Below are 26,872 nucleotides of genomic sequence, written 5' to 3'. Positions count from 1 at the left end.
TGGCTTCGTGCTGGCACACATCACAGGGTGTGAAGGCACCCTGACGGGTAACACCTACACCACCGGCCCCATGCGTGCTGATTGCCAAATCTCGGCCAGCTTCACTCAGGAGAGTGCCGCCGTCTATTTCAACGCCACCACCCAAGCTTCTCTGGGGGGCGCGCTCAGCCCCGACTCCCTGCGCCTGAATGCGGGTGAACAGGGGCGTTTCACTGTGCAGCCCGAGAGTGGCTTCGTGCTGACGCAGATCACTGGGTGTGAGGGCACCCTGACGGGCAACACCTACACCACAGCACCCATGCGCGCCGATTGTCAGATCTCGGCCCGCTTTATCAGCGATGCCGCCAATGCCATTGCCCGAGAAGATCATACCCTTGCCAGCGAACAATCCCTGATCGCCCATGCCCGCGCGGCGATTGCCGACAGTGAGGCGCACCGCACCGAGCTGGTTCGCAGCCTCTATCAGGGGATGGCACAGATCAGCTGGAACCCGAGCCACGACTCCATCACCTTCTCCAGCTTCCAGCCGGAGAGCACGGTGACCCTGCTCCCCTCCAACATCAATGGCAAGGGGGAGAGCGAGATCCGGGGTCTGGTGATGGTCTCCGAGCAAGCCGATTACCGTCAGGCAGCCATGGGGGCGAACCTGTTTTCCGTTGACCGCACAGCACAGAGCGAGGCGCTGCTCAAGGGGCTGATTGGCTGGCTGACCCGGGGCAAGGATAGCGATGGCCTGCGCATCCTCACCGCCCAGATGCCAAGTCGCGCCGATAGCGTCTATTTTCCCCACAACGAAGGCGTGCGTGACTGGCTCAAGGCGATCTATCCCGACAAGCACAGCATCAACCCGGCCAATACCTGCGATTATCAGGCGTTGAGTGACTGCATCGATACCATGGCGCCGGAGCTTATCGTGATCAGCGATATCGACCGCCAGGGGCTGGGGTATCAGGGGATCGCACAGGGGATCGCCAAGGCCAAAGCGGCCGGGATCCCGCTGCTGCTCTCCAACTATCGGCGCGATGCCAGCTCGCTACTAAGCCCCCTCTATCTCGATATGGGGCTGGTCACCTGGGGCAACTACTGGTCAAAACTCAGAGCCAGCGATCTGGCAGTGAACACCATCATGGCACCCGACACCCAGCTGATGGCGGTCGATACCCTGCTTGGCAACCTTCAGGATCGCAACTTTACTACCCAGTGGCTCGATAGCTGCGGCGGCAACTTTATCAATTGCGGTGGCTCGGAGAGCTTCAACCAGCAGTTCAAGCTGGGTGCCGACTGGTTGAGAAATGCGGCCATCACCCTCGACAAGGCTGGGATCAGTCCCTTTGCTCGTGACGGCGTGACACTGTTGCCCGCCACCCTGCTGCTGGCCGACAAATACAGGACCGCTATCGACTACCCCATTGCCTGGGATGAACATCAATTCTGGCAGCAGGCGATGTTTGCCGACTGGCTGGTGAGCTATGCCCGCACCCGTACCCCGGCCCAGCCCGATCTGGGGGAGTACGTCACCGATCGCAACAAGGTGGTGAAAGGACAAGCAGCTCACTACGCCTATCCCGCGACGCTCACCGACAGTCGGCGCATTGCGGTTCCCTACAGCGGGCAGTGGACAACCACCGGCTGGTATGCCCTGCCGGGACAAACCATCACCCTGAGACGCACCGATAACGCCGATGTGTCTGCTACCGTCCGACTCAACTACCACAGGCCCAACACCAATCGCGCCTATGAGCAGAAGATCTATCGAGCACCGCTGGAGCTGACCACCGGACGACTGCTCTTGGCCAAGGGGGGCCGTGTCACCTTCACCTCGCCCTATGGCGGCCCTATCTATCTCTATCTGGAAGGGGGGGCAGCATCGCTGGCCGTCCAGGTGAGCGCCACAGGCGTCACCCGTCATCCGGCCATCCTGGATTTCAGTGATGAGCAGCAGATCCGCGAGTTCAACGAGCGGCTGGCGCAAACCGAGCTGCCTCATATCGATCTGCGAGCCGATGGCGCCGAACAGCATCTGCGCCGGGATCGCTTCACCAATGCAGTGGGTGGCGTTATCCCCGACACCAATGCCCTGCTCGACAGCATCGCCCGGGATCACATCAATGGCGTCTACATCCTGGCGGGCCTGAAAATTCAGGGCAAGGGGCTCGATGAGTCGCTGCCGGCAGATGTTAAAAACGCCTGTGTGGCACTGCTGGGGGAGGGGTGTCTCGATGAATCGCTCCACACCCGCACCATCATCCAGCATGCCAACTATGACCAGAATGCCCATTGCGGCAGTGGTTGCAGTGGCAACCCGTGGGACTCTTCCGGCAGCATCAGCCCGACCGGCTGGCTCGACAATCACGAGCTGGGCCACAACCTGCAGACCAACCGGTTGAACGTGCAGTACGCGGCGGCAGGCGATGCCGACAACTGGAGTGGCTACGGCAGCCGGGCGGGGGAAAACTCCAACAATATCTTCCCTTATGTGGTGAAGTGGCGCGCCCATTATCTGAGAGATGGCAACACGGCGCCCATCAAGGATGGACACATGAATCACAAGGATCTCTTCTATGTGTTCATGTCTGATGCGGCGCAGGTACGGGACAGGAGTGGCAACCGCGTCGTGCTCGGGGCCAACTGCAAGGTGCTCGATATCGGCGAGAGTCGCTACGAAGCCCCCTGGAAGAGCAATGCCTACGCCGTTCATAACGGCTATCGCATGGCGTTTTATATCCAGATGGCATTGCGCGCCCACCGTATGCTCCTGACTGATGGCACCCGGCTGAACGATGGCTTCACTCTCTTCACTCTGCTTTATCAGCACTCACGGATCTTCGGCGCGGCGGCCGACAGTGAAGCGCAGTGGAATGCCAACAAGGATAGGCTCGGCTTTAGCCTGTTCCCCTACTCGGGGCATGCGGTCTATGGCGGCAAACGGGTGCGCGACATACCGGGCAATGACTTTATGCTGGTTGCACTCAGTCGGCTCACCGGTTGGGACTGGCGCAATCACTTCGATCTGCTCGGCCTGCGTTACTCAAGCCTCGCAGTCGCTCAGGTGCAGGCCAACCAGCGTTATGGCAGCCTGCCGATGGGGATGTATGTGCTGGAGGATGACCTGCCCCCAGCCAACATGAGCGAAGGCGTCACATTCCTGCCGCTCTCTGAAAGCGACGGATCCACCCTCTGGCCCCGCAACAGTGGCTCGCCGAGCATCTGTCCGGTTCCCTGAATCCGGTCATCACGATAACTACGACAAGCGCCCGGCAGGGCGCTTGTTATTTATCCCGCCTTTGGCCCCATGGTGGATGCCGAGGAGGTGGGGGGGGAGAAGAACGAGCCGAAAGTGTGTCAGCCTATGTAAGGGTGAGACTCATAAGTAGCCCATTCGCGCGACCATGTTACAGCACCGTCATCTGACCGGCATAGAGGATGAAGTAGCGCAGCAGCAAGATCCCCACCAGGCTCAGGCTGCAGACCAGCACCAGATGGGAGCGCTGGTGCTGGCGAGCTGGCGAGCTGAGCAGCCCCAACAGTTGGGGAAGCAGGATGCCGATGCCAATCACGCCAAACCAGAAGACCTGCGACCAGAAGCCGCCGCCTATGGCCGCCCACATCGCTGCCTCCCGCTGGCCGCCACCGAAGTAGAGGCCGGTGAAGAAGCAGACCAGCAAGAAGACCTCGATGGCCACGATGGGGCGCTCGAAGCGGTGTACAAAGCTCACCCCCTTGCTATGGCTGCTCTCCTTGAACAGAGTCACCGCCAGCAAGATGGTGGAGGCTACCCCCGAGCTGATACCGGATACCAGAAACAGCGCCGGCAGGATCGGGTTGTTAAGCATGGGGTAGGTCTTGAGCGCCGAGAGCAGGAAGCCGGTATAGGCCCCCAGCAGTACGGCCAGCAACAACAACAGGGGAGTAAGCAGTCGCTCAAGCTTTGCCACCTTGCCTATCAGGGTATCGATGAAGGCGAACCTGTCCGCCAGCAGGTGCCGCCGCAGCCCCTCGATCTCGGCTCTGAAGACCACCGCCAGCCAGGCAAACAACACAGTCATATAGACCTGAAACAGCATGACCCCCATCGACATCACGGAATCGAACTGATAGTGGAACATCAGCTTCCAGAAGGTCCAGGGACGAGCCAGGTGGAAGATGAGGATCAGCAGCCCCAGTATCACGCTGAGCGGGGCCAGAATGGCGGTCGCCCTGATGATGCCGTTCTCGCTGCCGGCCCCGCGCTGGCGCAACAGCACCGAGAGGGTGACTGAACCGGCGGAGATCCCCAGCAGAAAGAGGTAGATGGCGATGGGACCATCCCAGACCAGTGAGTCGAAGTGAAATGCGTTATGCCACATGGTACACACCTCCCGTTTCGCTACTCACCATCTGCAGAGGGATACCGCCATGATGCGGGTTATGTGGACTCATGATTTTATCTCCCCTTTTGGTACCCGATACATCTTGGGCGAGGTGCCGAGGAACTGTTTGTAGCGATAGGTGGTCTCGTGCACCAGCCGCTTGGCGATCGGGCTGTGAGGATCATCCAGATTGCCGAACACCAGCGCCTTGGTAGGGCAGGCTTCGACACAGGCGGGTTGCTTGCCGTTGGCCAGATTGGTCTTGCGGCAAAAATCGCACTTGTCGGCAGTGCGGGTGACCGGGTTGATAAAGCGGACCTGATAAGGACAGGCTGCCAGACAGTAACGGCAACCGACACAGAGATCGGGGTTGATGTCGACGATGCCATCCTCGGCCCGGATATGGGATGCGCCCGTCGGGCAGACATGCACACAGGGGGCGTTATCACAGTGCTGGCAGGACTTGCGGAAAAACCGGTACTCCTGTTCCGGATATTCACCCACAGGCCCGGTACGCAGGATCTGCAGGCGAGCTACCCCTTGTGGCACCTGATTGACTTCCCGGCAGGCATCCATGCAGGCGGTACAACCGATGCAGGCGGTCTCATCGTGGATCATGCCGTAGCGTATCCCCCCGATGGTCATGCTGTTGGCCAGGGCGCGGGGCGACCCCGTCATCAGGATCAAGGCGCTGGCACTCATCCCCACCATAAACTCGCGACGGGTCGTGCTCATGCGCCCTCCTTGGCCGCGGCTTGCTGCCTGACCTCATGCTGCTTGCTGTGGCAGTCGACGCACAGCTTGATGCGGGCCTTCTCGGGGATGCCGACCATGGGCTCTTTGGCCGGGTGCAACTGGTGGCAGCTGGTGCAGGTCACGCGAGTCGCATGCACGTCGTGAGCCCACAGCGCCTTGCGCAGATCATCGGGCTCATGGCAGCTCATGCAGACGCCGTTTTGCTGGCTGAGCGGGAAGGCATCGTCGCCAAAGCGCATCACGTCGACAATGCCGCCACGCTGTTTGCGGTGCTGGGCTGACGGGTTGCCGTGACAGTTGGTACAGGTCACAGCTTCATTGGTATTGGGGTTGGTGACGCTGGCATGCTTGCCATGCATCCCCTCGTTTCCGTCGTGGCACTTGTCACACTTGGCGAAACGGGCGGCCGCTTTTTTCTCGGCTGCGGCTTTCTTCGCGGCTTTGGCCTGGCGTGCGGCCAGTGCATCGGCGGCACTGCTATCGGCCACAGTGCTGATGGCGGCAGACGCTGGTTCGACGGCGGTCGCGGCGAGGGCAAACTCGCTTGCACCCAGACAGATCGTGGCAAGCAAGGCCCATTGCATTATTTTTTTCATACTGGACTCCGGATCAAAGAGGTTCAGCGGCGTTATCCACCCCCTGACAAGAAAAAGAGCGACAAATACCTCCCAAAATGCCAGAAACGGGCAAGAGTCCCCCACCCACGACAGAGTGGGGGCTTGATCAATGGATAAACCTGACCGCTTTGGTTATTGCTGGCTGGCGTAGTACTCGGCCAGCGCCTTGAGGTCGGCATCACTCATGGCAATGATGGCGTTATTCATCTTCTCGTCATTGCTGCGCTTGCCAGCCTTGAACTCTTGCAGGGCCATCAGTATGTAACCTTTTGGCTGACCGGAGAGGATGGATGCTTCATCGTCGGCAACGGAGCCACCTTCGGAGTGACACTTCTTGCAACCAGACTCTTCATGCAGTTTTTGTCCTGCTTTGGCCAGTGCGGCATCGAACGGTTGTTTCATCGGTTGGTAGGGCAGTTCGGCATAGTAAGCTGCCAATTCGTCGATCTGATCGTCGCTAAGACCCTTAACAATGTCGGTCATGTTTCCCTGTTTGCTGGTGTCACCGGTGACATGATTAACGGTCTTAGCAGGGCGGCCATCCAGGTAGCTTCGCATCTGCTCCGCAAGATTAGATTCTGCTATTCCGGCGATTGTCGGAATATCCGTATGTGAGCTGATCCCCTGATTACCGTGACATGCGTTACATGTTTTGGCCATCTCGTCGACCCCGGCAAAGGCTGGCCCAATTGAACCAATCAACAGAGATAACCCCACCACTTCCAATTTCATGCTTCGCTTCATTTTGCACTCCTAGTGACATAAAAATCGTAAAAGCCAGTCTATACAGTTTTTTTATTCGAAAAAGTGGGCTTAATCCCGCTTTTGAGACTTCTATCAACGTCGAGCACTATATAAACCTTATAATTCGGATGGAAATGGTTTTTGACCAAAAGAGGGTCCAAAGGGGCCTAATGTTGCATGTTTTTGGGGCTTTTCTGACACAGCTCATACATGAAATAAAAATCCGATAAAAAAGGATAAACAAGATGAAATACTGGAAAGCGCTGGTGGCCGCTGCAATGGTGCTCACCCTCTCGGCCTGCGGTGGCGGGGGGGATGGCAGTGACAAGAGTGAGCCGCCCCCCCCTCCTCCTGGAACCCCTGACTCTCTGACTATCTCGGCCTCGACACCGGTTCTCACCCCGGATGGTCAGCTCTCGGTGCAGTTCAACGTGGCGGACAAACAGGGTTCGGGTTACGACCTGGGCGCTACGATCCCCTCATTCACCCTCAACAAGATGATCCCCGGCCGCGATGCCACACGTGAAGACCCGGCCATCTGGAAGAGTTTTATCTACCGTTCCGGCAAAGCCACCAGTGAAAACAGCGGCAAGCTGGAGTCACTGGGCAATGGGCAATATCGCTACACCTTTGCTATTAACCCCACCACAGTGCCGGATCCCTATCCTGCTGATTCACAGAGCAACAATGGCGTGATTAGTTGGGATGAAACGGCGACTCATCGTGTGGGTATCTTTTTTGGTGGCAGTAACAATGTCCCCGTCACCAACTATGTGCTGGACTGGGTGCCGGCTGGGACGCGCGCCGCTTTGACCCGGGATATCGTGGATCAGAGCAGTTGTAACAGTTGTCACATGAAGCAAGCGATCAAACACGCGGATCGCGCTGACCCCAAACTCTGTGTCACCTGTCACAACGAGAGCAATCCGGCCATTGCTACCCGCCGCTCTCTGACGACCATAGTGCACAAGTACCATGGCAATCTGGATAGTACGGATACCAAGACGGTCAGCCACTTCCCGCAAGACTCGCGCAACTGCGATACCTGTCACAAGGACGCCACGCCAGCCACCCTCAATGCCGGTAACTGGCAACATGCCCAGGAAAAAGCGTGTGGTGCCTGTCATGCCGATTCAACCAGCTCCACAGGTTTTGATGCTCACATCACTGGCAAGATAAACAGTGGCGCAGTCTGCACCCAGTGCCATGGCGCTGATCCGGCCAGCAGCAAGTCCCCCTACATGGTCCACCTGGGTTACATGGCCAACGAGGCGATTGGACGCGACAAGCTGCAGTTCACGTTCGATGACGTTCGCTATGCCGCTCCCAATATCGAGATCGAACTGACCGTCACCGTCGACGGTACGCCGGCCGAGAGCGTTAATGACGTGCTGAAATATGTCAAAGATGGCAATCCGGCCATTCTGGTCAATTGGGATCAGGGCCAGGGATTCGAGCTGGCCACCACCAATCCGCAGACCTTCGTCTCTGGCAACAAGATCGAGTTCAGCAAGTGTGTCAGCCAGGGCACAGGCCGCTTCCTGTGCAGCAAAGAGACGGGCAACGAGGTCAACGGCACCCTGGCTGCGACCATCGCTGACTTGAGAGTCTGTGTGGCGCGTAAAGCCGATCGCAACGGGGCGTTTGCCGCAGGGGATCTGCTGCCTTGCAGCAGTACTGCCAGCGCACTCTCCCTGATCGCCATCAATCCGGTCAGCGCCTACTTCCGTGCCGAAGGGGGCATCGACAGCAGCTATCTGCTCAAGGCCGGTGCGGATCTCGCTTCCTGCAACAGTTGTCACAAGGATCTGGCAGTCCACATGAGCAATCATGCGGCCAAGGATATGAGCCAGTGCACCAGTTGCCACAACGCGACCCGTACCTCGTTCTATGCGGGGGTGCCGGGGGACCTGAAATATCACGTCCACTCCTTCCACGCGCTGGGCGCCAAACATGGGGGAAGTGCTACCTTCCCGGGCGATATCAGCAACTGCGAGTCCTGTCATACCCAGGGGCAATACAACCTGCCCAACCAGCAGAACGCGCGCCCCTCTCTGGTCGCCACCACGGCTGACAACAAACAGCCCAAATACTTCAGCCCGGTGCTGGTGGTCTGCTCCAGCTGCCACCTCAAATCACCGCTGGGGTTGGTCAAGCCGGATAGCCCGGTGGCAGGGGATGAGTGGGCTACCCACATGAAGAATAACGGCGCCGTCTTTGGTGCAGAGACGATCGAAGCCGCAACCGGTGTTGAACAGTGTGCCTCTTGCCATGCCGTCGGGCAGGAGCAGGGTGTCGACAAGGTTCACAAGGTCTACGACTTCCGTTGATGAAATCCTGCGGTCAGGGGGTAACCCCTGGCCCTTCGCCGTTGAAGGAAACAAGATGAAAAAGACCATCACGCAGTGGTTATTGGCTGGCATGCTGGCCCTGAGCTGCCTGTCAGCCTGGGCCAAGATCGATGCCGCGCAACCCGCTGGCGATGCAGATCCGCGACTCCAGATTGAATCGGCTCTGGACAAGAAATTTGACCAGGGAAAATACTCCCCGAAGGGAGCTGATACCTGCCTCAAGTGCCACGATTCAGATTCACGCAAACCCGCGACCGGCATATTCCACAGTGTGCACGGCAATCTGGGCAACCAGAATGGCCCCATGGCCGACCGGCAGTGTGAAGCTTGTCATGGTCCGGCAGGCAACCACACGCGCAATCCTCGCAAAGGAGAGAAACGGGAGCCGATGATCACCTTTGGTCCCGATTCACCTGTGCCGGTCGAGAAGCAGAACAGTGTCTGTCTCTCCTGTCATACCGATACCAACCGGATGGGCTGGCATGCCAGTGTTCATGCGGTCGAGGATCTCTCCTGTACCAGCTGCCACACATTGCACCAGGCCAAGGATCCGGTGATGGACAGCAAGAAACAGGTCGAGACCTGCACCAGCTGCCATGCCGCAGAGAAATCGGATCTGCACAAGCGCACCAGTCATCCCATCCTGAATGGCGAAATGCCCTGCTCCAGTTGCCACAACCCGCACCAGTCACAAAATGAGGCCAGTCTGAAACAGCCGACCGTCAACGAGAGCTGCTACGAGTGCCATGCCGAGAAGCGGGGCCCCTTCCTGTGGGAGCACGAGCCGGTGACCGAGGATTGCTCCCTGTGCCACAGCCCCCACGGCTCCATCAATCAGGCGCTGCTCAACAAGCGCGTTCCCCAGCTGTGTCAGGAGTGTCACAGCGCCCCCCATGCCAACGTGTCCATCCCAGAGGGGGATCTCAAGGTACGTGGCGGCAGTTGCCTGAATTGTCATAACCAGATCCACGGGACCAACCATCCGAATGGGCAGTCCCTGCGACGTTGAGGAGAGATGTCATGAAACAATCAACACTTTGGCTCTCCTTGTTGACCATCTTCTCGGCCCATGCCGCCGAGGAGTCGCTGGCTGTCGAGGATTACTCTCTGCAATCGGCCAGGGAGGCCAAAACCGCACGCTGGCGCTGTGCATCCTGTGAAAGCGAGAGTGGCTGGTTTGGTGAGGTGGGGCTGGGCACAGGCTACATCAACGATGATGGCGCGACCCGTTATCGCAACTGGGTGCCCGCCGTCAACGATACCGGCATGCTGGGGATCTTCAACGCTGACCTGCAGTATCGGGGGGAGGGATCCCGTTATGGGGCACTCGAGGCCAGGGATCTCGGAATGCGCCGTTTCAGCATGGCACTGGAGCAAGGGTACTATGATGGCGCGCGCGCCAAAATTGGCTACTCCGAAACCCCCTTCTACTGGAACAGCCATGGCAAGAGCGTCTATCGCCCTGACGATACACCGATGACGGCTGGCGCTCTGGCCGAATTTGACAAGGAGGTGGTCCGCAAGAAGCTGACCATGGGGCTTGCCTATACCCCCAAGAGCCCATGGCGCCCTTATGCCGATTTCTCTTATGAGAAAAAAGAGGCAACGCTGGCCACTTATCAGTCCAGCATCCCGGGGATAGGCAGCATGCCGGGCTTTGTACCCAAGCTGGTCGATGGCAGCAGTACCACCCTGGTCAAGAGTGGCATCAGCTACCTGGGTGAAGGCTGGCTGGTTGATCTGGCCTACAACGGCTCACTCTATCGCAACGAGGAGACCGCATTCTATTTCGGTTCGGCCAGCGACCCCTATGCCAATGAGCGGGCTTACGAACCCGACAACAGCTTCCATCAGGTCAGTTTGTCCGGCCAGTACAACTGGGACAGGCAGAGTCTGAGCGGTCGCATTCTCAGCAGCCGAACAACGTCGGATGGCAATCTAGCCGCCTTCCGGCAGGTGCCGATCACCCAGAGCGATTTCCACGGTGAGATCGATACCATCCAGACCAATGCCAAATGGGTGGGGCGTTTTGGCCGGGATTTGACTCTGCGGGCCGGGGGCGAATACCGGGATCGGCAGGACAACTCGGACAAGCAGGTTGTTATTGGCAAACAACGGCAGCCGGGGGATCGTTCTCACAGTAAAGCCAATCTGGAAGCGGATTACCGCCTGAGTCGATCGGTCAAGGTAACCGGGGGTTACCAGTATCGTGCCGATGAACGGGAGTACGCGGATCGTCGCAAGACGGATGAGCAGACATTGTTCCTCAAGAGTCGCTATCGCCCGGTGGGTGATCTGCAACTGGGGGGGAAACTCTCCTGGAGCACCCGGGATGGCTCTGAGTGGAAGAATAACAATACCAATGTCAGCCCGACCTTGCGTCAGTTCTATCTGGCCAATCGTGACAGGTTCGAGCTGCGTGGCGATCTGCAGTATGCCTTCAGCGAGCAGTTAAGCTCCTCGCTGGAAGGGTGGTGGGCACGGGCAAACTATCCGGAGCCTGACATCGGACTCAGTGAAGGGGAGGACTATGGTATCGATCTGACCCTTAACCAGCAGTTTGATGAGAATCTCAGTGGCCATCTCTTCAGCAATGTACAGTGGATCACCTCAAGCCAGAACCATGCTTACACCGGTGCCCCGGACTGGGATCCCTATTCGACCCGGGTTCGTGACCAAATCACTACTCTGGGAGTGGGTCTAAGCCAGAAGAAGGCGTTTGATTTGGCGCTGGAACTGGGGGTGGATTACAGCTTCTCCTATGGCCGTGGCCAGACAGATGCCAGCAAGGGTTATGACTACCCCGACCTGACCAGCAAGCAACACCGTCTAGAAGGCTATGCCCTCTATCAGCTCGACGAGAAGCAGTCACTGCGCTGGGATATGCGCTACGAGTTCTACCACGATGTGGACTACCTCTACACCGGTGAGGAGTACAGCATGGGTCATGTTAACCAGAACTATAACGGTTACTTCACCGCTATCTCCTGGCTTTACAAGTTCTAATGCAGCCCATCTTGTAAGGGGAGCCAGGCTCCCCTTTTTTATGTCTGCGGCTCATGCCTGGTCGCTGATTGCAATTGATGCATCTATGCCGTAAGCAGAGTAGCTATCCCCTTGATTTTATAAGGTGATCACAGATTTTTTGCTGCCGCTGGATAGACTGGAGCCACTGCGGTACTGCGCCGCCTCTGGATCAGCAGACAGGGTATAACTGAGCTGGCTCACCCCTATGTGTCACTGATGGAGGAGTCGGCCATGTCCGCTACCCGTATCTGGATCAAAAACCCCCTTGCCACCTTTACCCGCGAAACGGTCGATGGCCGCGGCGGACTGGTGATTGAAAACGGTCTGATTAGCGAGGTGCTGGCGGCAGGCCAGCAGCCTGCCCGGCCTTGCGAGCAGCTGTTCGATGCCCGTGACCATGTAGTGCTGCCGGGCCTTATCAATACCCACCACCACTTCTACCAGACCCTGACCCGTGCCTGGGGGCCGGTGGTCAATCAGCCGCTTTTCCCCTGGCTCAAGACCCTCTATCCGGTGTGGGCAAGATTGACGCCGGATGGGCTGGAGCTGGCGAGCAAGGTGGCGATGGCGGAGCTGCTGCTCTCGGGCTGCACCACGGCCGCGGATCACCACTACCTCTTCCCGCGCGGGATGGAGGAGTCCATCGATATTCAGGTGGCGGCGGTGCGTGAGCTGGGCATGCGCGCCACGCTGACTCGCGGCTCCATGAGCCTTGGCGAAGATGAGGGGGGGTTGCCACCACGCCACACGGTGCAGGGGCAGCAGCAGATCCTCGATGACAGCCTGCGGCTGGTGCGCCAGTACCACGAGCGCGGCGCCGGGGCGCAGATCCAGATTGCGCTGGCTCCATGCTCCCCCTTCTCGGTCACCGAAGAGATCATGGTGGAGAGCGCCAGGCTCGCGGCCGAGTTCGATGTGCGGCTGCACACCCATCTGGCGGAGACGCTGGATGAGGAGGCGTTTTGCCTTGAACGCTTTGGCCTGCGCACCGTCGATTATCTCGAAAAGGTGGGTTGGCTTGGCGATCGCACCTGGCTGGCCCACGGCATCCACTTCAATCCGGACGAGATTGCGCGGCTGGGGGCGGCAGGCACCGGGGTGTGTCATTGTCCCGTCTCCAATATGCGGCTCGCCTCCGGTATCTGCCCGACCCTGGATCTCGAAGCGGCCGGTGCGCCGGTGGGGCTCGGAGTGGATGGCTCGGCCTCCAACGATGCCTCGAACCTGATGCAAGAAGCTCGTCAGGCGCTCTATCTGCAGCGACTGCGTTACGGCGCCGAGCGCATCACCCCACGCAAAGTGCTGGAGTGGGCGACCGTAGGCTCGGCACGGCTGCTCGGGCGCGACGATCTCGGCGAGCTGCTGCCCGGCAAGCAGGCGGATCTGGCGCTGTTCAAGCTCGACGATCTGCGCTTTAGTGGCTGTCACGATCCCATTGCAGCAATCATTTTGTGCGGCGCCGAGCGTGCCGATCGGGTGATGGTGGGTGGCAAGTGGCGGGTTGTGGATGGCGCCATCGAGGGACTGGATGTCGAGGGTCTCATCGCTCGTCACAAGGTGGCCGCCGCGGCGCTGGTGCGTGGTTGAACGCAAAGGTCTGTACGAGTAACTCAATGTGGGCAACCCAAGGTGAATAGCCAAAGGAGAGTGCTCGACAAGAACGTACAAGTCGTGCGCGCTTGAGTACAGTGAGCCACAAAGCCAGAGGGGCCCATATCGGGCCCCTCTGTATTGGCGGTGTTAAAAGGTGAGGGCTGCTAGTTGGCTGTGCTGGTGGGGGCGCTGTTAGCCGATGTCGTGTTGGCTGCTTCACTTTTGGCTGCCGCAGGGGCGGGCGCCGGGAAATATTTGCTGTGCAGCAGCGGGTACTCACTGCTCGCCAGTACCTGGGTCAAACCGGTCTGGAACTCTTTGACCAGCTCGTCGCTCACCGGATGGCTGAAAGCGAAGCAGAACTGCTCTGAGCTCAGTACCCATTGTTCTTTGAATCGTGCAGGATCAAGCTTTTGCTCCGCGATCAGCTGTTCCATGGTGGTTTTGTTCGTGGAGACCAGATCGATCCGACCTGAGGTGAGCATCTTCAGCGCTTGTGCCAGCCGATTGGCGGCCATCAGCTTGGTCTCATCAAAGCCGTTGTTGAGTAGCAACTGTTCTCCCACATCAGCCCGCACAGCTCCGATATTGAACGCTTTGGCATCATCGAGTTTGGAGATGGTGATATTGCGCTCGGCCAACCCTACGAGCACGATTTCGGCGTAACCGATGGGACAGGCCCATTTGAACAGGGGATCCCGCGCCTGGGTGCGAGCGGTGGAGAAGAGTACTGCATTGGGTTTTTGGGTCAGCAGGTAGTAACCGCGCGCCCATGGCATGATGGTGATGGGCTGCGGCGGCGTATTGGTCTTTTTCCATACCAGTTGCAGCAGCTCGACCGCGAGGCCGGTGGGGGAGCCGCTGGCATCGACGTAGTTGTAGGGTTTGTACTCTTCGGTGATGTAGTGCAGTTTGCCGAGTTCAGGACTCGCCTGTGCGAGAGTGGCCAGCAGCGCCCCGGCTAATCCAATCCATGGTTTCATTTTTGCCGTCCTGATCAAGGGAATATCATGCTCAAGTGTGACCAAGCTGGCCGATTTCGCCAAGGCAACAGAGCATGTTTGGCAAAAAACGCGGGCGGTCGTGGCTATCCCGGCCCATGTGTTGGCTGCAGCGCCAGGTATTTGGCTTGCAGTTGCAAAAATTGAGGTGATGCCCGTGCTCTATCCAGAGCTTGTTGAAATCTGTCGATATCCCGGTCTGGCACCTGACGGCTAAAGGCGTAGCAGAGTGGCTTGCTATCGAGGATGAAGGCCACATTGAAGTCCTTAAGATCCAGATTGAGGTTCTTGAGGGTTTGGTAGCCGACCAGCTTGTTGGTGGCAAAGAGATGGGTGCGGCCCGATGCGAGCATTTTGGCTGCCTGGCTGAGACGGTTGGCCTCGACAAGGTTGCTCTCATCCAGACCCCTTTCCCGCAACAGCTGATTCGACACGGTCGAGCGTACCACCGCAATCTTGAAATTTTTTATTTGCTCGATGGAGGAAAGGTTCAATTTGTCAGCGGCGCGGCCAAGCAGTACAAAGTCCGAGTTGTCGATGGGACAAGCCCACTTGAAAAGCACCTCCCGCTCCGGTGTCCGGGCGGTGGCAAACAGCACGACATTGTGCTTGCTGTTCAACTCTTGATAGCCTCTGGCCCACGGCAGGATTCGTATTGGTTGGGGAGGCGTATTGCTGTATTGCCAGGTCATCCGCAGCAGTTCGACGGCAAGGCCGGTGGGCTGACCTTGTGCGTCACTGAAGTTAAAAGGCGGGGATATTTCTGTCTTGTATTCGAGAGAATCCAGGCCTGCCCATGCAAAACTGGTCCACAGGAGCAGCAAGATGTGGGAGAGATGCCATGTTCTCATGGGTGAGACCCTTCACTATATATCGACGATGCCAAACAGTGTGACGACTCGAGTGCACAATAGCCAGCCCCCTGACAGGTAGCGATCGTACGGTAAAAATGCTCAATCCTCGCCATCGGATGAAAGATCAGTGTATCGGCAGATATTTGGTCTGCAATTTCCGAAACTCCTCCGAGGCGAGGGCGCGGGTCAGGGCCTGCTGAAAGAGGGAGATCTCGCTGTCGGGCACCTGACGGCTGAAGGCATAGCAGAGCTGTTCGGCACTCAGCACCATAGCCACGTTGAAGTCGCCGCTGTTGAGCTTCAATTCGCGGATGGCGTCATATCCCGCCAGCTTGCTGGTGGCTAGCAGGTCGGCGCGGCCGGAGAGCAGCATCTTCAACCCCTGGGAGAGGCGGTTGGCCGGGATGATGTTGTTGTCATCCATGCCGTTGTTGAGCAGCAGCTGTTCGGCGGCATCCGAACGCACCGCGCTGATCTTGTACTGACTCATCTGATCAAAGGTGGTCAGGGTGATGTTCTGTGCTTTGCGGCCCAGCAGTATGTACTCCGAGTAGCCGATGGGGCACACCCACTTAAAGAGATTTTCCCGCGACTGGGTACGGGCGGTGGAGAAGAGCACCACATTGGGCTTCTGGGTTAGCAAGTAATAACCTCGAGCCCAGGGCAGGATGCGCACCGGCTGGGGTGTCACGCCGCTGTGTTGCCAGATCATCTGCAGCAAATCGACCGCAAGGCCGGTGGGCTGGCCTTGCTGATCGCTGAAGTTGTAGGGGGGGTACTCTTCGGTGAGATACTCGAGCTTGCCCAGATCAGCTCGTGCCGTCGAGGCTAAGCAGAGCAGCAATAGATGACAGATCAGCCATATCCTCATTGGGAACATCCTTAGCGATCAACCTTCTCTTGAGTGTGACCATCAACAGAGTAAATAGCCACTCACGGCCGTTACCAGCGGGCGCGGATCTGCCCGATGGGCTGGTAGGCCTCATCCCGCAGCCCCACCAGCAGGGTCTTGCCATCCGCTTGCAGCCGGAACTCGCCGTAGCGGGCCGCTTCGTACTGCTCTCCCGACCCCTCTTCAAAGAAGTAGGCATCGGGGCCGATCTGCCACTGCCGCTCGCTCTGGTGCACCTGCAATAGCCGCTCATCGCTGGCGAGCCGATCCGGTTTGCCATCGGCCACCAGACTGGCCACCTGATGGGCATCGAGGCGGATCACCAGGGTATCGCTGCCCTTGTTTTGAGTAGCTCTGGCGTCGCGGCTGGTCAGCTCGCGGGCAATTTCATAGTTGAGCCGCATGTAATCCCCCTGCATCAGTGAGCGAGGATCGACCGGGGCGAGCCGCAGCAGCACCACTTCGCCGCTGCTCATGGCGTGCTCATAGCGCCAGACGGTGGCATTGATGCCCGCCAGGATGGCGAGGCCGCTCAGCAACAGGGCGAGCTGTCGGGTGACGGGTTTCATGAGTCGCTCCTTGCCGCGAAGGTGGTGAGCAGCTGGCGGGCCCCCAGCAGCAGGATGCCGGAGCCCAGCAGCAGCCAGGATTTGGTCATCAGGGTGAGCCCAAGATCGTAGTAATAGAGCGAGCCATAGCCGAGCAGCAGCAGGGCCGAGAGTGTCATCAGCCCCAGACTGCCGGCATAAAACCCGAGGATCAGCACCAGTGCGCCCGCTCCCATGCCGGGGATGATGGCGCTGATCAGCACTAGTGGCAGGCCAAACAGCAGAGGGAGCCTCAGCTTCACCATCACCGCCAGCAGCAGGGCGGCGCAGAGCAGGGGATTGAGCCAGAGCGGCAGGCGCGATAGCCCCAGTTCGTCCAGCACGCTGCTGCCTCCATCCCACAGCGGGTGGTGCAGGCGGCCCAGCACCAGCAGGGAGAGGGCGAGCCCCAGCGTGATGGAGTGATAGAGCTGGTGGCGCTCTGGATCCCTATCTGCCCGCAGCCAGCAGAAAGTGATGGCGGTCATCACCAGCGGCAGCGCCAGCAGTTGCAGCCCGAGGCAGGCGAGACCAAGGGTAAGCAGCAGGGCCGCCGCCACGCTGTGAAACAGCCGCACCAGCCAGTGATCGAACAGCACGGCAATGGCGAGCGAGAGCAGGGCAAGCCCGAACCAGAGCAGGGTGTGATGATAGTCAATCTGATCGATCAGGCCATAGAGCAGCCAGGCATCGGCCGCCAGGGTGAGGGCCAGCACGAACTGATCCCAGAGATCGCCGCGTTGGCTGCGATTGAGGGCGTAGGCCACCACCAGCAATACGGACCCCAGCAGCAGGGCGCTGTTGGCCTCGCGGGTCAGCTGCTCGAAGGTCACAAAGAGAAAAAAGAGCAAGAACAGGGCGGCAATCCACCCCACCAGCCCCAGCATAAAACGGCTCGACCAGTGAGGTTGGGTGTCGCGGGGCATCTCCCCGTCCACCATATTGGCCTGTTGTAGCGCGTGCCAAAGGGTCAGATTACTCATGTAACCTCCGTTGTTGTTGCAACCAGCGGGCAGCAGTGACGGAAAGGCCGATGGCGATCAGGCTAAGCAGCAAGAAGCCGTTGATATCGGGCTCCATCCATTTGCCAAGGGCGGCGAGGATGATGGCAATCAGGCTGAGGCACCCCATGGCGAGTCCGGCGATAAATCTGTGATGCCAGAGGGCATAGGCCGCGGCGAGCCAGCCAAGCCAGAGCGGCCACACCAGCGGGGAAGCGGCATCAAACAGCGCCAGCAGTGTGAGCAGAGTGGCTCCCAGACCCGCGGCCAGACCCGCCAGCCAGCTTGGCATCAGGCGCCAGCGGGTTGGCGCCAGCAGAAGCAGACCCCAGAGGGCGGCATTGAGCAGGGTAAGGCACCAGCCCAATCCCTCTTCATCGAAGGTAAAGAAAAACGTAAACAGGCCGAGCCGCCAGTAGAGCACCAGCGCCAGCTGGCCGAGCAGCCAGCTTAAGGTCCAGAGCAGAGGGCTTTGGCCAAATGCCGCCAGCGGTACCAACATCAGCGCCCAGGTGGCGAACAGCTGCCAGGGATCAGCACCGGTTTGGTAGGTTTGACCCACCAGCGCCAGCAGAGCGCCGATATTGAGGGCGATAGCGAGCAGTAGCGCCTGACGGGGGGTATCCCCAAGGGGCTTGCGCCACAGCAGAAGCAGCATGGCGAGCAGCGGCGCCTCCAGCAGGGCGAGGCGGGAGACCCGACCCAACTCATGCCAGTTGAAGGCGACGAAGAAGACCAGTCCAGCCCCGATGCAGAGGGCGCCGAGCCAGAGCAGCAGCCGGTCAAACAGCCACTGCCAGCGTGCCGGATTGGGGGGAAGATCGGCGAGGGCTCGGGCGGCGGCCAGTTGCGCTGGTGCCAGTCGTCCCTGTTTGACCCATTCGAGTAGCGTCTCTCTTGATACGTTGTGCATGGGTGGCTCCACGAGGTTTGCCCCATTATGACATGAGGCCCCCGCAACCGTGCACTGCTCCTTGGCTCTGCGGCTGGGGGTTGCGACAGCGGGTTACGTAACAAACAAAAAAGCCCTCCATAGGGGAGGGCTTGGTCATCGGATTCGGGCCATCAGGCGAAGATCAGGGTGCTCACTCCGAGGCCGACGAAGAGGATGGCGCAGGCTATGCGGATCCCCTTGAGTGGCAGCTTGTCCGCCCCCAGCTTGCCGATCAGCACCACAGGCACGTTGGCCAGCATCATGCCGAGGGTCGTCCCGGTAATGACCTGCACCAGCGAGTCATACTTGGCGGCCAGCAGCACGGTGGCAATCTGGGTCTTGTCGCCAATCTCGGCGATGAAGAAGAGCACGAAGGTGGCCATAAAGGGGCCGTATTTATCCAGCGAGCTCTCCTCGTCATCCATCTTGTCCGGCACCAAAATCCAGATAGCCATGGCAATAAAGGCGATGGCGACCAGCCAGGTCATTATCTTGGGATCGAGCCAGCGGCTGATGAACTCACCAATCCAGGCGGCGCCCGCATGGTTGAGCAAAGTAGCCGCCAGCATGCCGGCGATGATGGGCCAGGGCTTGCGAAAACGGCAGATGAGCAGCAACGCCAACAGCTGGGTTTTATCGCCGATTTCTGCAATAGCGACGCTGAGGGTTGAGGTTAACAAGGCTTCCATAAAAATGACCGGGGGACGGAATTGTTATAAACCAAAGACAAGCCTGCGCCATCCGTCCCCGGTATTGGCACTGGCCCGTCAAAGGTCTTGTCAAATCCATGGCTGGCATGGATCACCCTGACCATGGTGATTTGGCACCAAGTATGTTGATCAGGGTCGCAAACCGGTATTCATGCAATGGATGGCACCGGTGTGCGAGACTACTCCCCCTCGATGGGAGCGGGCATTCTAGGGAAAAACCGCATGAGTGACAAGGGGATCAGCCACCCACCAGCTTGACGCTGAAACCGGCTTTTTCCAGCTCGGTTTTGATCAGGTCCCGTTTATCCCCCTGGATCTCGATAACGCCCTCTTTGATACCGCCTCCGGTGCCGCACTTTTTCTTGAGCAGGGTAGCCAGGGATTTTTGCTGATCGGCGGGTATGCCATGAATGGTGATCACCCCGGCGCCCTTGCGCCCCTTGGTCTCGCGGCGAATGCGCACGGTGCCGTCGGTGGGGAAGGGGGAGGCGGATTGGGGAGCGCTCTGCTCCTTGATCATGCCGCCATCTGTGCTGTAAACGAGGCGGCTGTTGTTGTCGTGACTCATGGCAATACTTTATGGGTTAGCTAAGCGGAGTTTGATTTTACTCAAATAAAAGTTGAAGACACAGCTTATAATGCCCCAAGTAAAAGCGAATTATTATTGTTTAACTTCAGGAGTCAGTCATGGTACTCACGCAGTTGTCACCGGGACAGAGTGCTCGCATCAAGAATATGAATCAGCTCGCCCGGCCGCTGCGCCGCAAACTGATGGTGATGGGCCTGTTGCCCCAGACTGAAGTCATTTATCTGCGCTCCGCCCCCCTGGGGGACCCGCTCCAGATCCAGTGCCAGGGGATCTGTCTCTCCATGCAAAAGAGTCTGGCCCAGCAAATAGAAGTCGAGCCGGTATAACCCCCTGTTCGGCTGCCGCTCCGGTCAAGAAACGTCACCGGGAGCGGTTCAGAGACAAGAAGTCGAACCTGCAAAGCAGCTTGCCACTCGCACGCGGCGGGTTCAGAAGAAAATAGAGGTAGAGCTGGTATGAATTATTCCCTGGTAACGGTAGGTAACCCCAATAGCGGTAAGACCTCCCTGTTCAACGCCCTGACCGGCGCCCGCCAGCAGGTAGGCAACTGGAGTGGCGTCACCGTCGACAAGAAGATGGGTGAGTTCAGCGCGGGTGAGCATCACTTCAAGCTGATGGATCTGCCCGGCATCTATAGCCTGGCGGGTCAGGATGGTAGTCTGGACGAGCAGATCGCCAGCCGCTTTGCCCAGGGCCAACAACCCGACCTGCTGCTCAACGTCATCGACGCCGCCAATCTGGAGCGCTCCCTCTACCTCACGCTGCAACTGCGCGAACTGGGCCTGCCCATGGTGGTGGTGCTCAACAAGCTGGATATCCTGCAAAAGCGTCGCATCGTCATCGACGAGAGCAAGCTCAGCAAATCTCTCGGTTGCCCGGTGGTGGCCCTCTCTGCCCACAACAGCAAGCAGGTTGCCGCCTTCAAGCAGCAGATCCGCCAGTTTATCGGTCAGCCGCAAGCCGCCTTGCAGCTCGATTACGGCCACGCGCTTGAAACCGATCTGGCGGAGCTGGAGACCCTGCTCGCCCCGCATCACCTCACTACCCGTGGCCGCGCCCTGCGCCTGCTGGAAGAGGATGCGGTGATGCAGGAGACCCTGCTGCCCGGTCAGCAGGCGGCGGCCGCCAATGTAGTGGCTCGTGCCCATCAGGGACAGGATATTGACCTGCAACTGGCGGATATTCGCTACGGCCATATCCACCAGTGGGTACAACAGGCTCGTCAGCAGAAGGGCAAGCTCACCGAGGCCCAGAGCGAGTGGCTGGATCGGGTGCTGCTCAATCGCTGGATTGGCATCCCCTTCTTCCTGTTTGTCATGTACCTGATGTTCCTGTTTGCCATCAACGTTGGCAGCGCCTTTATCGACTTCTTTGACATCATGGGGGGCGCCCTGTTTGTCGATGGGGTGCACCACCTGCTGGGGCTGGTCAATGCCCCCGAGTGGCTGGGCGCCATTCTGGCAGACGGCTTTGGCGTTGGTTTGCAGACCGTGGCCACCTTTATTCCGGTGATTGGCTGCCTCTATCTGTTCCTCGCGGTGCTGGAGAGTTCAGGCTATCTGGCCCGCGCCGCCTTCGTGGTGGATGCCCTGATGCGCCGCCTCGGCCTGCCAGGCAAGGCGTTCGTGCCGATGCTGATGGGATTTGGCTGTACCGTCCCCTCAGTGATGGCGACCCGTACCCTCAACTCCGAGCGGGAGCGGCTGATGACCTCCGCCATGGCCCCCTTCATGTCGTGCGGTGCCCGTCTGCCGGTTTACGCCCTGTTTGCGGTGGCATTCTTCCCAGAGTCAGGTCAGAACCTGGTGTTCGGTCTCTACCTCATCGGCATTCTGGTGGCGGTGCTCACCGGCCTGTTGCTGCGCAGCACCCTGCTGCCGGGCAAGAGCGACTCCATGCTGATGGAGATGCCGGACTACGAGTGGCCGCGTCCGGTCAACGTTGCCATCAAGACCTGGCAGAAGCTCAAATCCTTCGTCTTTGGTGCCGGTAAAACCATCGTACTGGTGGTTGCCGTGCTGAGCGTGCTCAATTCCCTGGGTACCGATGGCAGCTTTGGCCATCAGGAGCAGGAGAGCTCGGTCCTGAGCAAGATAAGCCAAGCGGTGACCCCGGTGCTGCACCCCATCGGTGTACGCGATGACAACTGGCAGGCCACGGTCGGTATCGTCACCGGTATCTTCGCCAAAGAGGCGGTGGTCGGTACCCTCAACAGCCTCTACGCCGGTGGTGGCGATGCAGAGGAGGAGAGCGAGTTCTCGCTGGTGGCCAGTTTCCACGAGGCGATCGATGCCGTGGCGGCCAATCTGGCGGAGATCAACCCGAGCGACCCCATGGGGCTTGATGTTGGCAACCTCGACGACCAGAAAGCTGCCGCCGAAGCGCAGGAGGTCGATGTTTCCACCTACGGTAATATGCAGACCCACTTCGACGGGGCGGCCGGTGCCTTTGCCTACCTCTTGTTCGTGCTGCTCTACATGCCCTGCGCCGCAGCCATGGGCGCGCTGGTGCGGGAAACCGGTCGCCAGTGGGCGCTGATGACGGCGGTATGGTGCAACTATATGGCCTTTATGTGCGCCACCCTCTTCTATCAGGTGGCGACCTTCGCCGCTCACCCGGAGCAGAGCCTGTTCTGGATCGTCAGCTATGGCCTCTCTCTGGTACTGCTCTGGTGGGCCGGTCGCCGTCACGGTGACATCGTTGCCCGCAAGGTGGTGACCTTATGATCCTGCGCGAGCTGGGGGATTACCTCGCCGCGCAGCAGAAGGTGAGCCGGCGTGATCTGGCTCGCCACTTCCACACCTCGGAAGATGCGGTGGAGGCCATGCTCGGCGTCTGGATGCGCAAGGGGCGGGTCATCAAGCGTGAAAGCCGGGTCTGTGGTGGCAGTTGCTGCGGCAAGAGCGAAGAGGTGATGTTCGAGTGGTGTGACGCGGGCCAGATTGGTATCAAGATCCGCTAAACGACTACCCAACCTCATCATCAAACATCGAACAATAAAAAACGGCAGATCCTGCTCAAGGGTCTGCCGTTTTTATTGCTGAAGACAGGCGGGATCAGGCGCCTTGGCGAGCCTCGCTCAGCAGTGCCAGCGCCGGTTGGGCGTTGTCCGGCATCAGCCGGTAGGCCTTGTGGTGCTTGACCAGGGTGGTCTTCTTGTTGCCCTGGCTCAGCAGCAGGCCGTGCTTGAAGGCCGCCTCGGCCAGCACCTTCTCGTCACCGCGCACATAGAGGGTGAGGGGTTTGACAAGCTCACCGTCCTCGATATGGCCTGCATATTCGTTATGGCTTACCACCAGACTCGCCTGACCGCCCGATTGCAGGCGCAGCTTGGCGTTCACCTCGCTCTCGGTTAGCACCAGCCAGCCTGCCGCTGAGAGCTCCTCCAGCAGGGCAGCCAGCTTGGCCCCCAGTTGCTGCGGATTGGTCATGGCGCACTGGTATTGGAAGGCGATGCGCTCCAGCAATCCCTTGAGATCGGCGCCCGCACCCAGAGTGCGGCCAAGCTGCACCCAAGCTTTCAAATCTTCCATCACCAGACGGGAGAAGCGCTTCTCCTTGAGGGAGTCGGCCATCCAGGTGCAGAGAAAGTGGCTCTCTTGCGCCGGAGTGCGCTTGCCCGCCTTTTGCTCGGCGGTGCGGGCCAGTTCGGCCAGGCTTTGAGTGGCCATCTCGAGCAGGGCCTGATTGTAGGTCGGAGAGGTCATAAGCAATCCTTGAGTTGACCACCAGGGGTCAACACCGATGACAGAGATGGCAAAGGCGCCAGTGGCGCCTTTGCGGTTCAATAGAGCAACTGCCCGCCTTATTTCGGCTGACGGGGCTTCTTGGCTGCAGCCAGACGCTTGAGGCGCTGACCCTGCAGCTTGGCTTCGGCCATCACCTGGGCCACGGCGTTATCTTCACGCTGCGGACGCTTGCCGAAGCGGCGACGCTCCTGCAGCTGTTTGATCAGCTCGTCACGGCTGCTCACCTCATAGCCCGGCACCATGATGCGACGGATCTTCTGGCCGATCAGGGCCTCGATCTCCAGCAGGGTGCGCTCCTCTTCACGGCTGACGAAGGAGATGGCCATGCCGCGCTTGCCGGCACGACCGGTACGACCGATGCGGTGCACGTAATCTTCCGCCAGGAACGGCAGATCATAGTTGACCACGTATTCCAGGTCCGGGATGTCCAGACCACGGGCGGCCACTTCGGTGGCGACCAGTACCCGTACCTTGCCTTCCATGAATTCGCGCAGGGCGCGGCGACGGTTGCCCTGGGCCTTCTCGCCATGGACAACGGCGGACTTGATGCCGTCGAGGTTCAGCTCCTCGACCAGCACATCACAGCTCTCGCGGGTACTGGCGAACACCAGCACCTGCTGCCAGTTCTGCTTGCCAATCAGCTCTGAGAGCAGCTCGCGCTTGCGCTTCTGCTCGACCGGATAGACGGTGTGGCTGACGGTGTCGGCGGTGGAGTTCTGCTTGTTGACGCTGACGATCTGCGGTCTGTCCAGCATCAGGTTGGCCAGCTTCTTCACCGCCTCGGAGAAGGTGGCGGAGAAGAGCAGGTTTTGACGGGTCTTGTTGACCGCTTGCAGGATCTTCTGCACATCGGCACTGAAGCCCATGTCGAGGATGCGATCCGCTTCATCCATCACCAGACACTCGACGCCAGAGAGGCTGAGGTTGCAGGCGGTGAGGTGCTCCAGCAGACGGCCCGGGGTGGCCACAATGATGTGAGCACCCGCTTTGAGCTTCTTGGCCTGCACGTCCTGCTTGCCACCGCCGACGATGGTGATGGTGGTGATATCGAGATACTTGGCGAAGTCATTGATGTTGCTCGCCACCTGAGCCGCCAGCTCGCGGGTCGGGGTCAGGATCAGCACCCGGGCGTTGGAAGGCTGGACCGGAGCCGGATTGTCTACCAGACGCTGCAAGATGGGCAGGGCGAAGGCGGCGGTCTTGCCGGTACCTGTCTGGGCGCTGGCCAGCACATCGCGGCCACGGCGAATGGCCGGGATCGCCTGTTGCTGCACAGGGGTCATCTCCTGATAACCGCAATCTGAGACAGCACGCAAAATCTCGGGGGCAAAATCGAACGATTCAAATCTCATAATGGGTTCCTGTGTTCCAGCTGGGCTGTGTTTGGCTTGGTTAGCTCGGCATGAGCGAGACGGAGGTTGTAACCACCGACGGCTGCGCCTGACATCAAGTCAGAGAGTGAGCCGGAAAATGGCGGGCGCGAAGTGTAACAGATAGGCGTCACAAATTCTGCCTCAAATGGTTGGAGTTTTTCGCGTGGCGGCTGAGCAGTGTCGCCGCCATCGCAAGCCAGCGCATGCAGTTATCTTCACCGTTGCCGGGAGCGTATGAGCGGCTGGTGAGCGCGCATAGAAAATCAGCCCCGCATTGGCGGGGCTGATTGTTAGGGAACATCACGGCTGTAGCCGGTCGGATCAGACCGCCAGATAGTCCATGATCCCTTCGGCCGCCTTGCGTCCTTCGTAGATGGCGGTCACCACCAGATCGGAGCCGCGTACCGCATCGCCACCGGCGAACACCTTGGGATTACTGGTCTGGAAGGCATACTCCGCCTGCTCGCTGGCCTTGATGCGATCCCGGTTGTCGAGCTCGATGCCGAACTCCGCCATCCAGGGCTGGGGGTTGGGTTGGAAGCCAAACGCCATCACTACCGCATCGGCAGCCAGCACCTGCTCTGAACCCTCGATGACCACCGGATTGCGGCGACCATTGGCATCGGGTTCACCCAGCTCGGTGCTCACCACCTTGATGCCGACGGTGCGACCGTTGGCATCCAGCTCGACCGCCACCGGCTGCAGGTTGAACATGAATTCAACCCCCTCTTCGCGGGCGTTTTTCACCTCCCGCTTGGAGCCCGGCATGTTCTCCTCGTCGCGGCGATAGGCGCAGATCACCTTGTCAGCCCCCTGACGGATGGCGGTCCGCACACAGTCCATGGCGGTATCGCCGCCGCCCAGCACCACCACCTGCTTGCCGGCGAAGTCGATGTAGTCGGCTTGCGCCTTCTCGAACCCCAGCAAGCGGTTGGCGTTGGCGATGAGGTAGGGCAGGGCGTCATAGACGCCCGGCGCCTCTTCGTTGGCAAAGCCGCCCTTCATGTACTTGTAGGTGCCGACCCCGAGGAAGACCGCATCGAACTCGCCGAGCAGGTCGGCGAAGGTGATGTCCTTGCCCACTTCGGTCTCGAGTCGAAACTCCACGCCCATTCCCTGGAAGATCTCGCGGCGACGCTGCATCACCTCTTTTTCCAGCTTGAAGGAGGGGATACCGAAAGTGAGCAGGCCACCGATCTCCGGATACTTGTCAAACACCACCGGGGTGACGCCATTGCGTGCCAGCACATCGGCACAGGCGAGACCCGCTGGGCCGGCGCCGATGACGGCGACCCGCTTGCCGGTCTTGACCACGTTCGAGAGATCGGGCTTCCAGCCCATCTCGAACGCCTTGTCGGTGATGTACTTTTCGATGTTGCCGATGGTCACCGCGCCGAAGCGATCGTTGAGGGTGCAGGAGCCCTCACAGAGGCGATCCTGCGGGCAGACCCGGCCACACACTTCCGGCAGGCTGTTGGTCTGGTGGGAGAGCTCCACCGCCTCCAGAATGCGCCCCTCTTTGGCCAGCTTCAGCCAGTTGGGGATGTAGTTGTGGACCGGACACTTCCACTCGCAGTAGGGGTTGCCGCACTCGAGGCAGCGATCCGCCTGCATCTGTACCTGCGGCTGATTGAAGGACTCGTAGATCTCCACAAACTGGATTTTGCGGATCTTGAGCGGCTTCTTGGGCGGGTCGACCCGCTGGACATCGATAAACTGAAATACGTTTTGGCTCATAGGGTTCC

The 26,872-nt window shown here is 59.5% G+C and carries 23 protein-coding genes; 8 read left to right on the top strand and 15 right to left on the bottom strand.

The window, feature by feature from the left end:
- On the top strand, positions 1–3,223 hold a 3,223-nt coding region (locus G5154_RS20080; RefSeq protein ID WP_421263984.1), incomplete at its 5' end, for an ImpA family metalloprotease.
- 169 nt (positions 3,224–3,392) lie between these two features.
- On the opposite strand, the gene nrfD is transcribed toward G5154_RS20080, so the two are convergent.
- From nrfD to pdsA, 4 genes are all read right to left on the bottom strand, one after another.
- Positions 3,393–4,346 (bottom strand): cytochrome c nitrite reductase subunit NrfD, encoded by a 954-nt coding sequence (gene nrfD, locus G5154_RS20075; protein WP_421251572.1) that lies wholly within the window; start codon positions 4,344–4,346, stop codon positions 3,393–3,395.
- A 69-nt stretch (positions 4,347–4,415) separates the two neighbouring features.
- Positions 4,416–5,084: a 4Fe-4S dicluster domain-containing protein gene (locus G5154_RS20070; RefSeq protein WP_216978490.1), complete on the bottom strand. Its 669-nt coding sequence runs from the start codon at positions 5,082–5,084 to the stop codon at positions 4,416–4,418.
- Complete coding sequence (nrfB, locus tag G5154_RS20065) at positions 5,081–5,701, bottom strand: cytochrome c nitrite reductase pentaheme subunit (protein ID WP_337072736.1); 621 nt, start codon at positions 5,699–5,701, stop codon at positions 5,081–5,083. The genes G5154_RS20070 and nrfB overlap by 4 nt, the downstream gene beginning before the upstream one ends.
- A gap of 153 nt (positions 5,702–5,854) precedes the next feature.
- The gene (gene pdsA, locus G5154_RS20060; protein WP_337072735.1) at positions 5,855–6,466 is read right to left on the bottom strand and encodes a periplasmic diheme shuttle PdsA; all 612 of its coding nucleotides are present in this window, start codon (positions 6,464–6,466) and stop codon (positions 5,855–5,857) included.
- A 245-nt stretch (positions 6,467–6,711) separates the two neighbouring features.
- Here pdsA and G5154_RS20055 point away from each other — a divergent pair, with 245 nt between their 5' ends.
- The 4 genes from G5154_RS20055 to G5154_RS20040 all read left to right on the top strand — a co-directional run bounded on the left by G5154_RS20055 (position 6,712) and on the right by G5154_RS20040 (position 13,431).
- Positions 6,712–8,796 (top strand): OmcA/MtrC family decaheme c-type cytochrome, encoded by a 2,085-nt coding sequence (locus tag G5154_RS20055; protein ID WP_421251571.1) that lies wholly within the window; start codon positions 6,712–6,714, stop codon positions 8,794–8,796.
- Positions 8,797–8,851: 55 nt separating this feature from the next.
- Positions 8,852–9,826 carry a DmsE family decaheme c-type cytochrome gene (locus G5154_RS20050; protein ID WP_421251570.1) on the top strand — a complete coding sequence of 325 codons (975 nt, stop codon included), beginning with the start codon at positions 8,852–8,854 and terminating at the stop codon, positions 9,824–9,826.
- 11 nt (positions 9,827–9,837) lie between these two features.
- On the top strand, positions 9,838–11,823 hold the full coding sequence (locus G5154_RS20045) for an MtrB/PioB family decaheme-associated outer membrane protein (protein ID WP_421251569.1): 1,986 nt from the start codon (positions 9,838–9,840) through the stop codon (positions 11,821–11,823).
- A 252-nt stretch (positions 11,824–12,075) separates the two neighbouring features.
- Entirely contained in the window at positions 12,076–13,431 is a 1,356-nt protein-coding gene (locus G5154_RS20040) for an 8-oxoguanine deaminase (RefSeq protein ID WP_421251568.1), read from the top strand.
- A gap of 170 nt (positions 13,432–13,601) precedes the next feature.
- Here the strand turns inward: G5154_RS20040 and G5154_RS20035 are convergent, their stop codons facing one another.
- From G5154_RS20035 to G5154_RS20000, 8 genes are all read right to left on the bottom strand, one after another.
- Positions 13,602–14,420 (bottom strand): substrate-binding periplasmic protein, encoded by an 819-nt coding sequence (locus G5154_RS20035; protein ID WP_421251567.1) that lies wholly within the window; start codon positions 14,418–14,420, stop codon positions 13,602–13,604.
- A 104-nt stretch (positions 14,421–14,524) separates the two neighbouring features.
- Entirely contained in the window at positions 14,525–15,289 is a 765-nt protein-coding gene (locus tag G5154_RS20030; RefSeq protein ID WP_216978497.1) for a substrate-binding periplasmic protein, read from the bottom strand.
- A gap of 127 nt (positions 15,290–15,416) precedes the next feature.
- A complete protein-coding gene (locus tag G5154_RS20025; RefSeq protein WP_337072729.1) occupies positions 15,417–16,163 on the bottom strand; it encodes a substrate-binding periplasmic protein in 747 nt (248 codons plus the stop codon).
- A gap of 71 nt (positions 16,164–16,234) precedes the next feature.
- Positions 16,235–16,753: a GDYXXLXY domain-containing protein gene (locus G5154_RS20020; RefSeq protein WP_337072728.1), complete on the bottom strand. Its 519-nt coding sequence runs from the start codon at positions 16,751–16,753 to the stop codon at positions 16,235–16,237.
- A complete protein-coding gene (locus G5154_RS20015) occupies positions 16,750–17,754 on the bottom strand; it encodes a DUF4401 domain-containing protein (RefSeq protein WP_421251566.1) in 1,005 nt (334 codons plus the stop codon). The genes G5154_RS20020 and G5154_RS20015 overlap by 4 nt, the downstream gene beginning before the upstream one ends.
- Entirely contained in the window at positions 17,747–18,685 is a 939-nt protein-coding gene (locus G5154_RS20010) for a DUF2157 domain-containing protein (protein ID WP_421251565.1), read from the bottom strand. The genes G5154_RS20015 and G5154_RS20010 overlap by 8 nt, the downstream gene beginning before the upstream one ends.
- Positions 18,686–18,837: 152 nt before the next feature.
- Positions 18,838–19,395, bottom strand: coding sequence for a TMEM165/GDT1 family protein (locus tag G5154_RS20005; protein ID WP_005337386.1), 558 nt, complete (start codon positions 19,393–19,395; stop codon positions 18,838–18,840).
- Positions 19,396–19,654: 259 nt separating this feature from the next.
- Positions 19,655–19,984 carry a translation initiation factor gene (locus G5154_RS20000; protein WP_108612541.1) on the bottom strand — a complete coding sequence of 110 codons (330 nt, stop codon included), beginning with the start codon at positions 19,982–19,984 and terminating at the stop codon, positions 19,655–19,657.
- A 119-nt stretch (positions 19,985–20,103) separates the two neighbouring features.
- Between G5154_RS20000 and G5154_RS19995 the strand changes: the two genes are divergently transcribed.
- The 3 genes from G5154_RS19995 (at position 20,104) to G5154_RS19985 (ending at position 22,967) form a co-directional block, all read left to right on the top strand.
- Entirely contained in the window at positions 20,104–20,331 is a 228-nt protein-coding gene (locus tag G5154_RS19995; RefSeq protein WP_005337384.1) for a FeoA family protein, read from the top strand.
- Between the two features lie 129 nt (positions 20,332–20,460).
- The gene (feoB, locus tag G5154_RS19990) at positions 20,461–22,731 is read left to right on the top strand and encodes a Fe(2+) transporter permease subunit FeoB (RefSeq protein ID WP_421251564.1); all 2,271 of its coding nucleotides are present in this window, start codon (positions 20,461–20,463) and stop codon (positions 22,729–22,731) included.
- Positions 22,728–22,967 (top strand): FeoC-like transcriptional regulator, encoded by a 240-nt coding sequence (locus G5154_RS19985; protein WP_005350974.1) that lies wholly within the window; start codon positions 22,728–22,730, stop codon positions 22,965–22,967. The genes feoB and G5154_RS19985 overlap by 4 nt, the downstream gene beginning before the upstream one ends.
- A 94-nt stretch (positions 22,968–23,061) precedes the next feature.
- On the opposite strand, the gene G5154_RS19980 is transcribed toward G5154_RS19985, so the two are convergent.
- The 3 genes from G5154_RS19980 to G5154_RS19970 all read right to left on the bottom strand — a co-directional run bounded on the left by G5154_RS19980 (position 23,062) and on the right by G5154_RS19970 (position 26,864).
- Positions 23,062–23,712, bottom strand: coding sequence for a DUF2913 family protein (locus tag G5154_RS19980; RefSeq protein ID WP_257700383.1), 651 nt, complete (start codon positions 23,710–23,712; stop codon positions 23,062–23,064).
- Between the two features lie 98 nt (positions 23,713–23,810).
- The gene (locus tag G5154_RS19975) at positions 23,811–25,106 is read right to left on the bottom strand and encodes a DEAD/DEAH box helicase (RefSeq protein WP_245130713.1); all 1,296 of its coding nucleotides are present in this window, start codon (positions 25,104–25,106) and stop codon (positions 23,811–23,813) included.
- A gap of 342 nt (positions 25,107–25,448) precedes the next feature.
- Positions 25,449–26,864: an FAD-dependent oxidoreductase gene (locus G5154_RS19970; RefSeq protein WP_005350977.1), complete on the bottom strand. Its 1,416-nt coding sequence runs from the start codon at positions 26,862–26,864 to the stop codon at positions 25,449–25,451.
- Positions 26,865–26,872 lie beyond the last annotated feature (8 nt).

Source organism: Aeromonas sp. 600527, assembly GCF_049175415.1.
Lineage (GTDB): Bacteria > Pseudomonadota > Gammaproteobacteria > Enterobacterales > Aeromonadaceae > Aeromonas > Aeromonas veronii_A.
The sequence above is the reverse complement of the archived record's forward strand: the minus strand, read 5'-3'. Positions and strand labels throughout refer to the sequence as shown.

Bases quoted from the DNA above. Each gene is read 5' to 3' on its own strand.
- pdsA (WP_337072735.1), bottom strand. From the start codon at position 6,466: ATGAAGCGAAGCATGAAATTGGAAGTGGTGGGGTTATCTCTGTTGATT.
- feoB (WP_421251564.1), top strand. From the start codon at position 20,461: ATGAATTATTCCCTGGTAACGGTAGGTAACCCCAATAGCGGTAAGACC.
- G5154_RS20010 (WP_421251565.1), bottom strand. From the start codon at position 18,685: ATGCACAACGTATCAAGAGAGACGCTACTCGAATGGGTCAAACAGGGA.
- G5154_RS19985 (WP_005350974.1), top strand. From the start codon at position 22,728: ATGATCCTGCGCGAGCTGGGGGATTACCTCGCCGCGCAGCAGAAGGTG.
- G5154_RS19975 (WP_245130713.1), bottom strand. From the start codon at position 25,106: ATGAGATTTGAATCGTTCGATTTTGCCCCCGAGATTTTGCGTGCTGTC.
- G5154_RS20015 (WP_421251566.1), bottom strand. From the start codon at position 17,754: ATGAGTAATCTGACCCTTTGGCACGCGCTACAACAGGCCAATATGGTG.
- G5154_RS20045 (WP_421251569.1), top strand. From the start codon at position 9,838: ATGAAACAATCAACACTTTGGCTCTCCTTGTTGACCATCTTCTCGGCC.
- G5154_RS20020 (WP_337072728.1), bottom strand. From the start codon at position 16,753: ATGAAACCCGTCACCCGACAGCTCGCCCTGTTGCTGAGCGGCCTCGCC.
- G5154_RS19980 (WP_257700383.1), bottom strand. From the start codon at position 23,712: ATGACCTCTCCGACCTACAATCAGGCCCTGCTCGAGATGGCCACTCAA.
- G5154_RS20035 (WP_421251567.1), bottom strand. From the start codon at position 14,420: ATGAAACCATGGATTGGATTAGCCGGGGCGCTGCTGGCCACTCTCGCA.
- G5154_RS20070 (WP_216978490.1), bottom strand. From the start codon at position 5,084: ATGAGCACGACCCGTCGCGAGTTTATGGTGGGGATGAGTGCCAGCGCC.
- G5154_RS20005 (WP_005337386.1), bottom strand. From the start codon at position 19,395: ATGGAAGCCTTGTTAACCTCAACCCTCAGCGTCGCTATTGCAGAAATC.
- G5154_RS20040 (WP_421251568.1), top strand. From the start codon at position 12,076: ATGTCCGCTACCCGTATCTGGATCAAAAACCCCCTTGCCACCTTTACC.
- G5154_RS20000 (WP_108612541.1), bottom strand. From the start codon at position 19,984: ATGAGTCACGACAACAACAGCCGCCTCGTTTACAGCACAGATGGCGGC.
- G5154_RS19995 (WP_005337384.1), top strand. From the start codon at position 20,104: ATGGTACTCACGCAGTTGTCACCGGGACAGAGTGCTCGCATCAAGAAT.
- G5154_RS20055 (WP_421251571.1), top strand. From the start codon at position 6,712: ATGAAATACTGGAAAGCGCTGGTGGCCGCTGCAATGGTGCTCACCCTC.
- G5154_RS20025 (WP_337072729.1), bottom strand. From the start codon at position 16,163: ATGAGGATATGGCTGATCTGTCATCTATTGCTGCTCTGCTTAGCCTCG.
- G5154_RS20050 (WP_421251570.1), top strand. From the start codon at position 8,852: ATGAAAAAGACCATCACGCAGTGGTTATTGGCTGGCATGCTGGCCCTG.
- nrfD (WP_421251572.1), bottom strand. From the start codon at position 4,346: ATGTGGCATAACGCATTTCACTTCGACTCACTGGTCTGGGATGGTCCC.
- nrfB (WP_337072736.1), bottom strand. From the start codon at position 5,701: ATGAAAAAAATAATGCAATGGGCCTTGCTTGCCACGATCTGTCTGGGT.
- G5154_RS20030 (WP_216978497.1), bottom strand. From the start codon at position 15,289: ATGAGAACATGGCATCTCTCCCACATCTTGCTGCTCCTGTGGACCAGT.
- G5154_RS19970 (WP_005350977.1), bottom strand. From the start codon at position 26,864: ATGAGCCAAAACGTATTTCAGTTTATCGATGTCCAGCGGGTCGACCCG.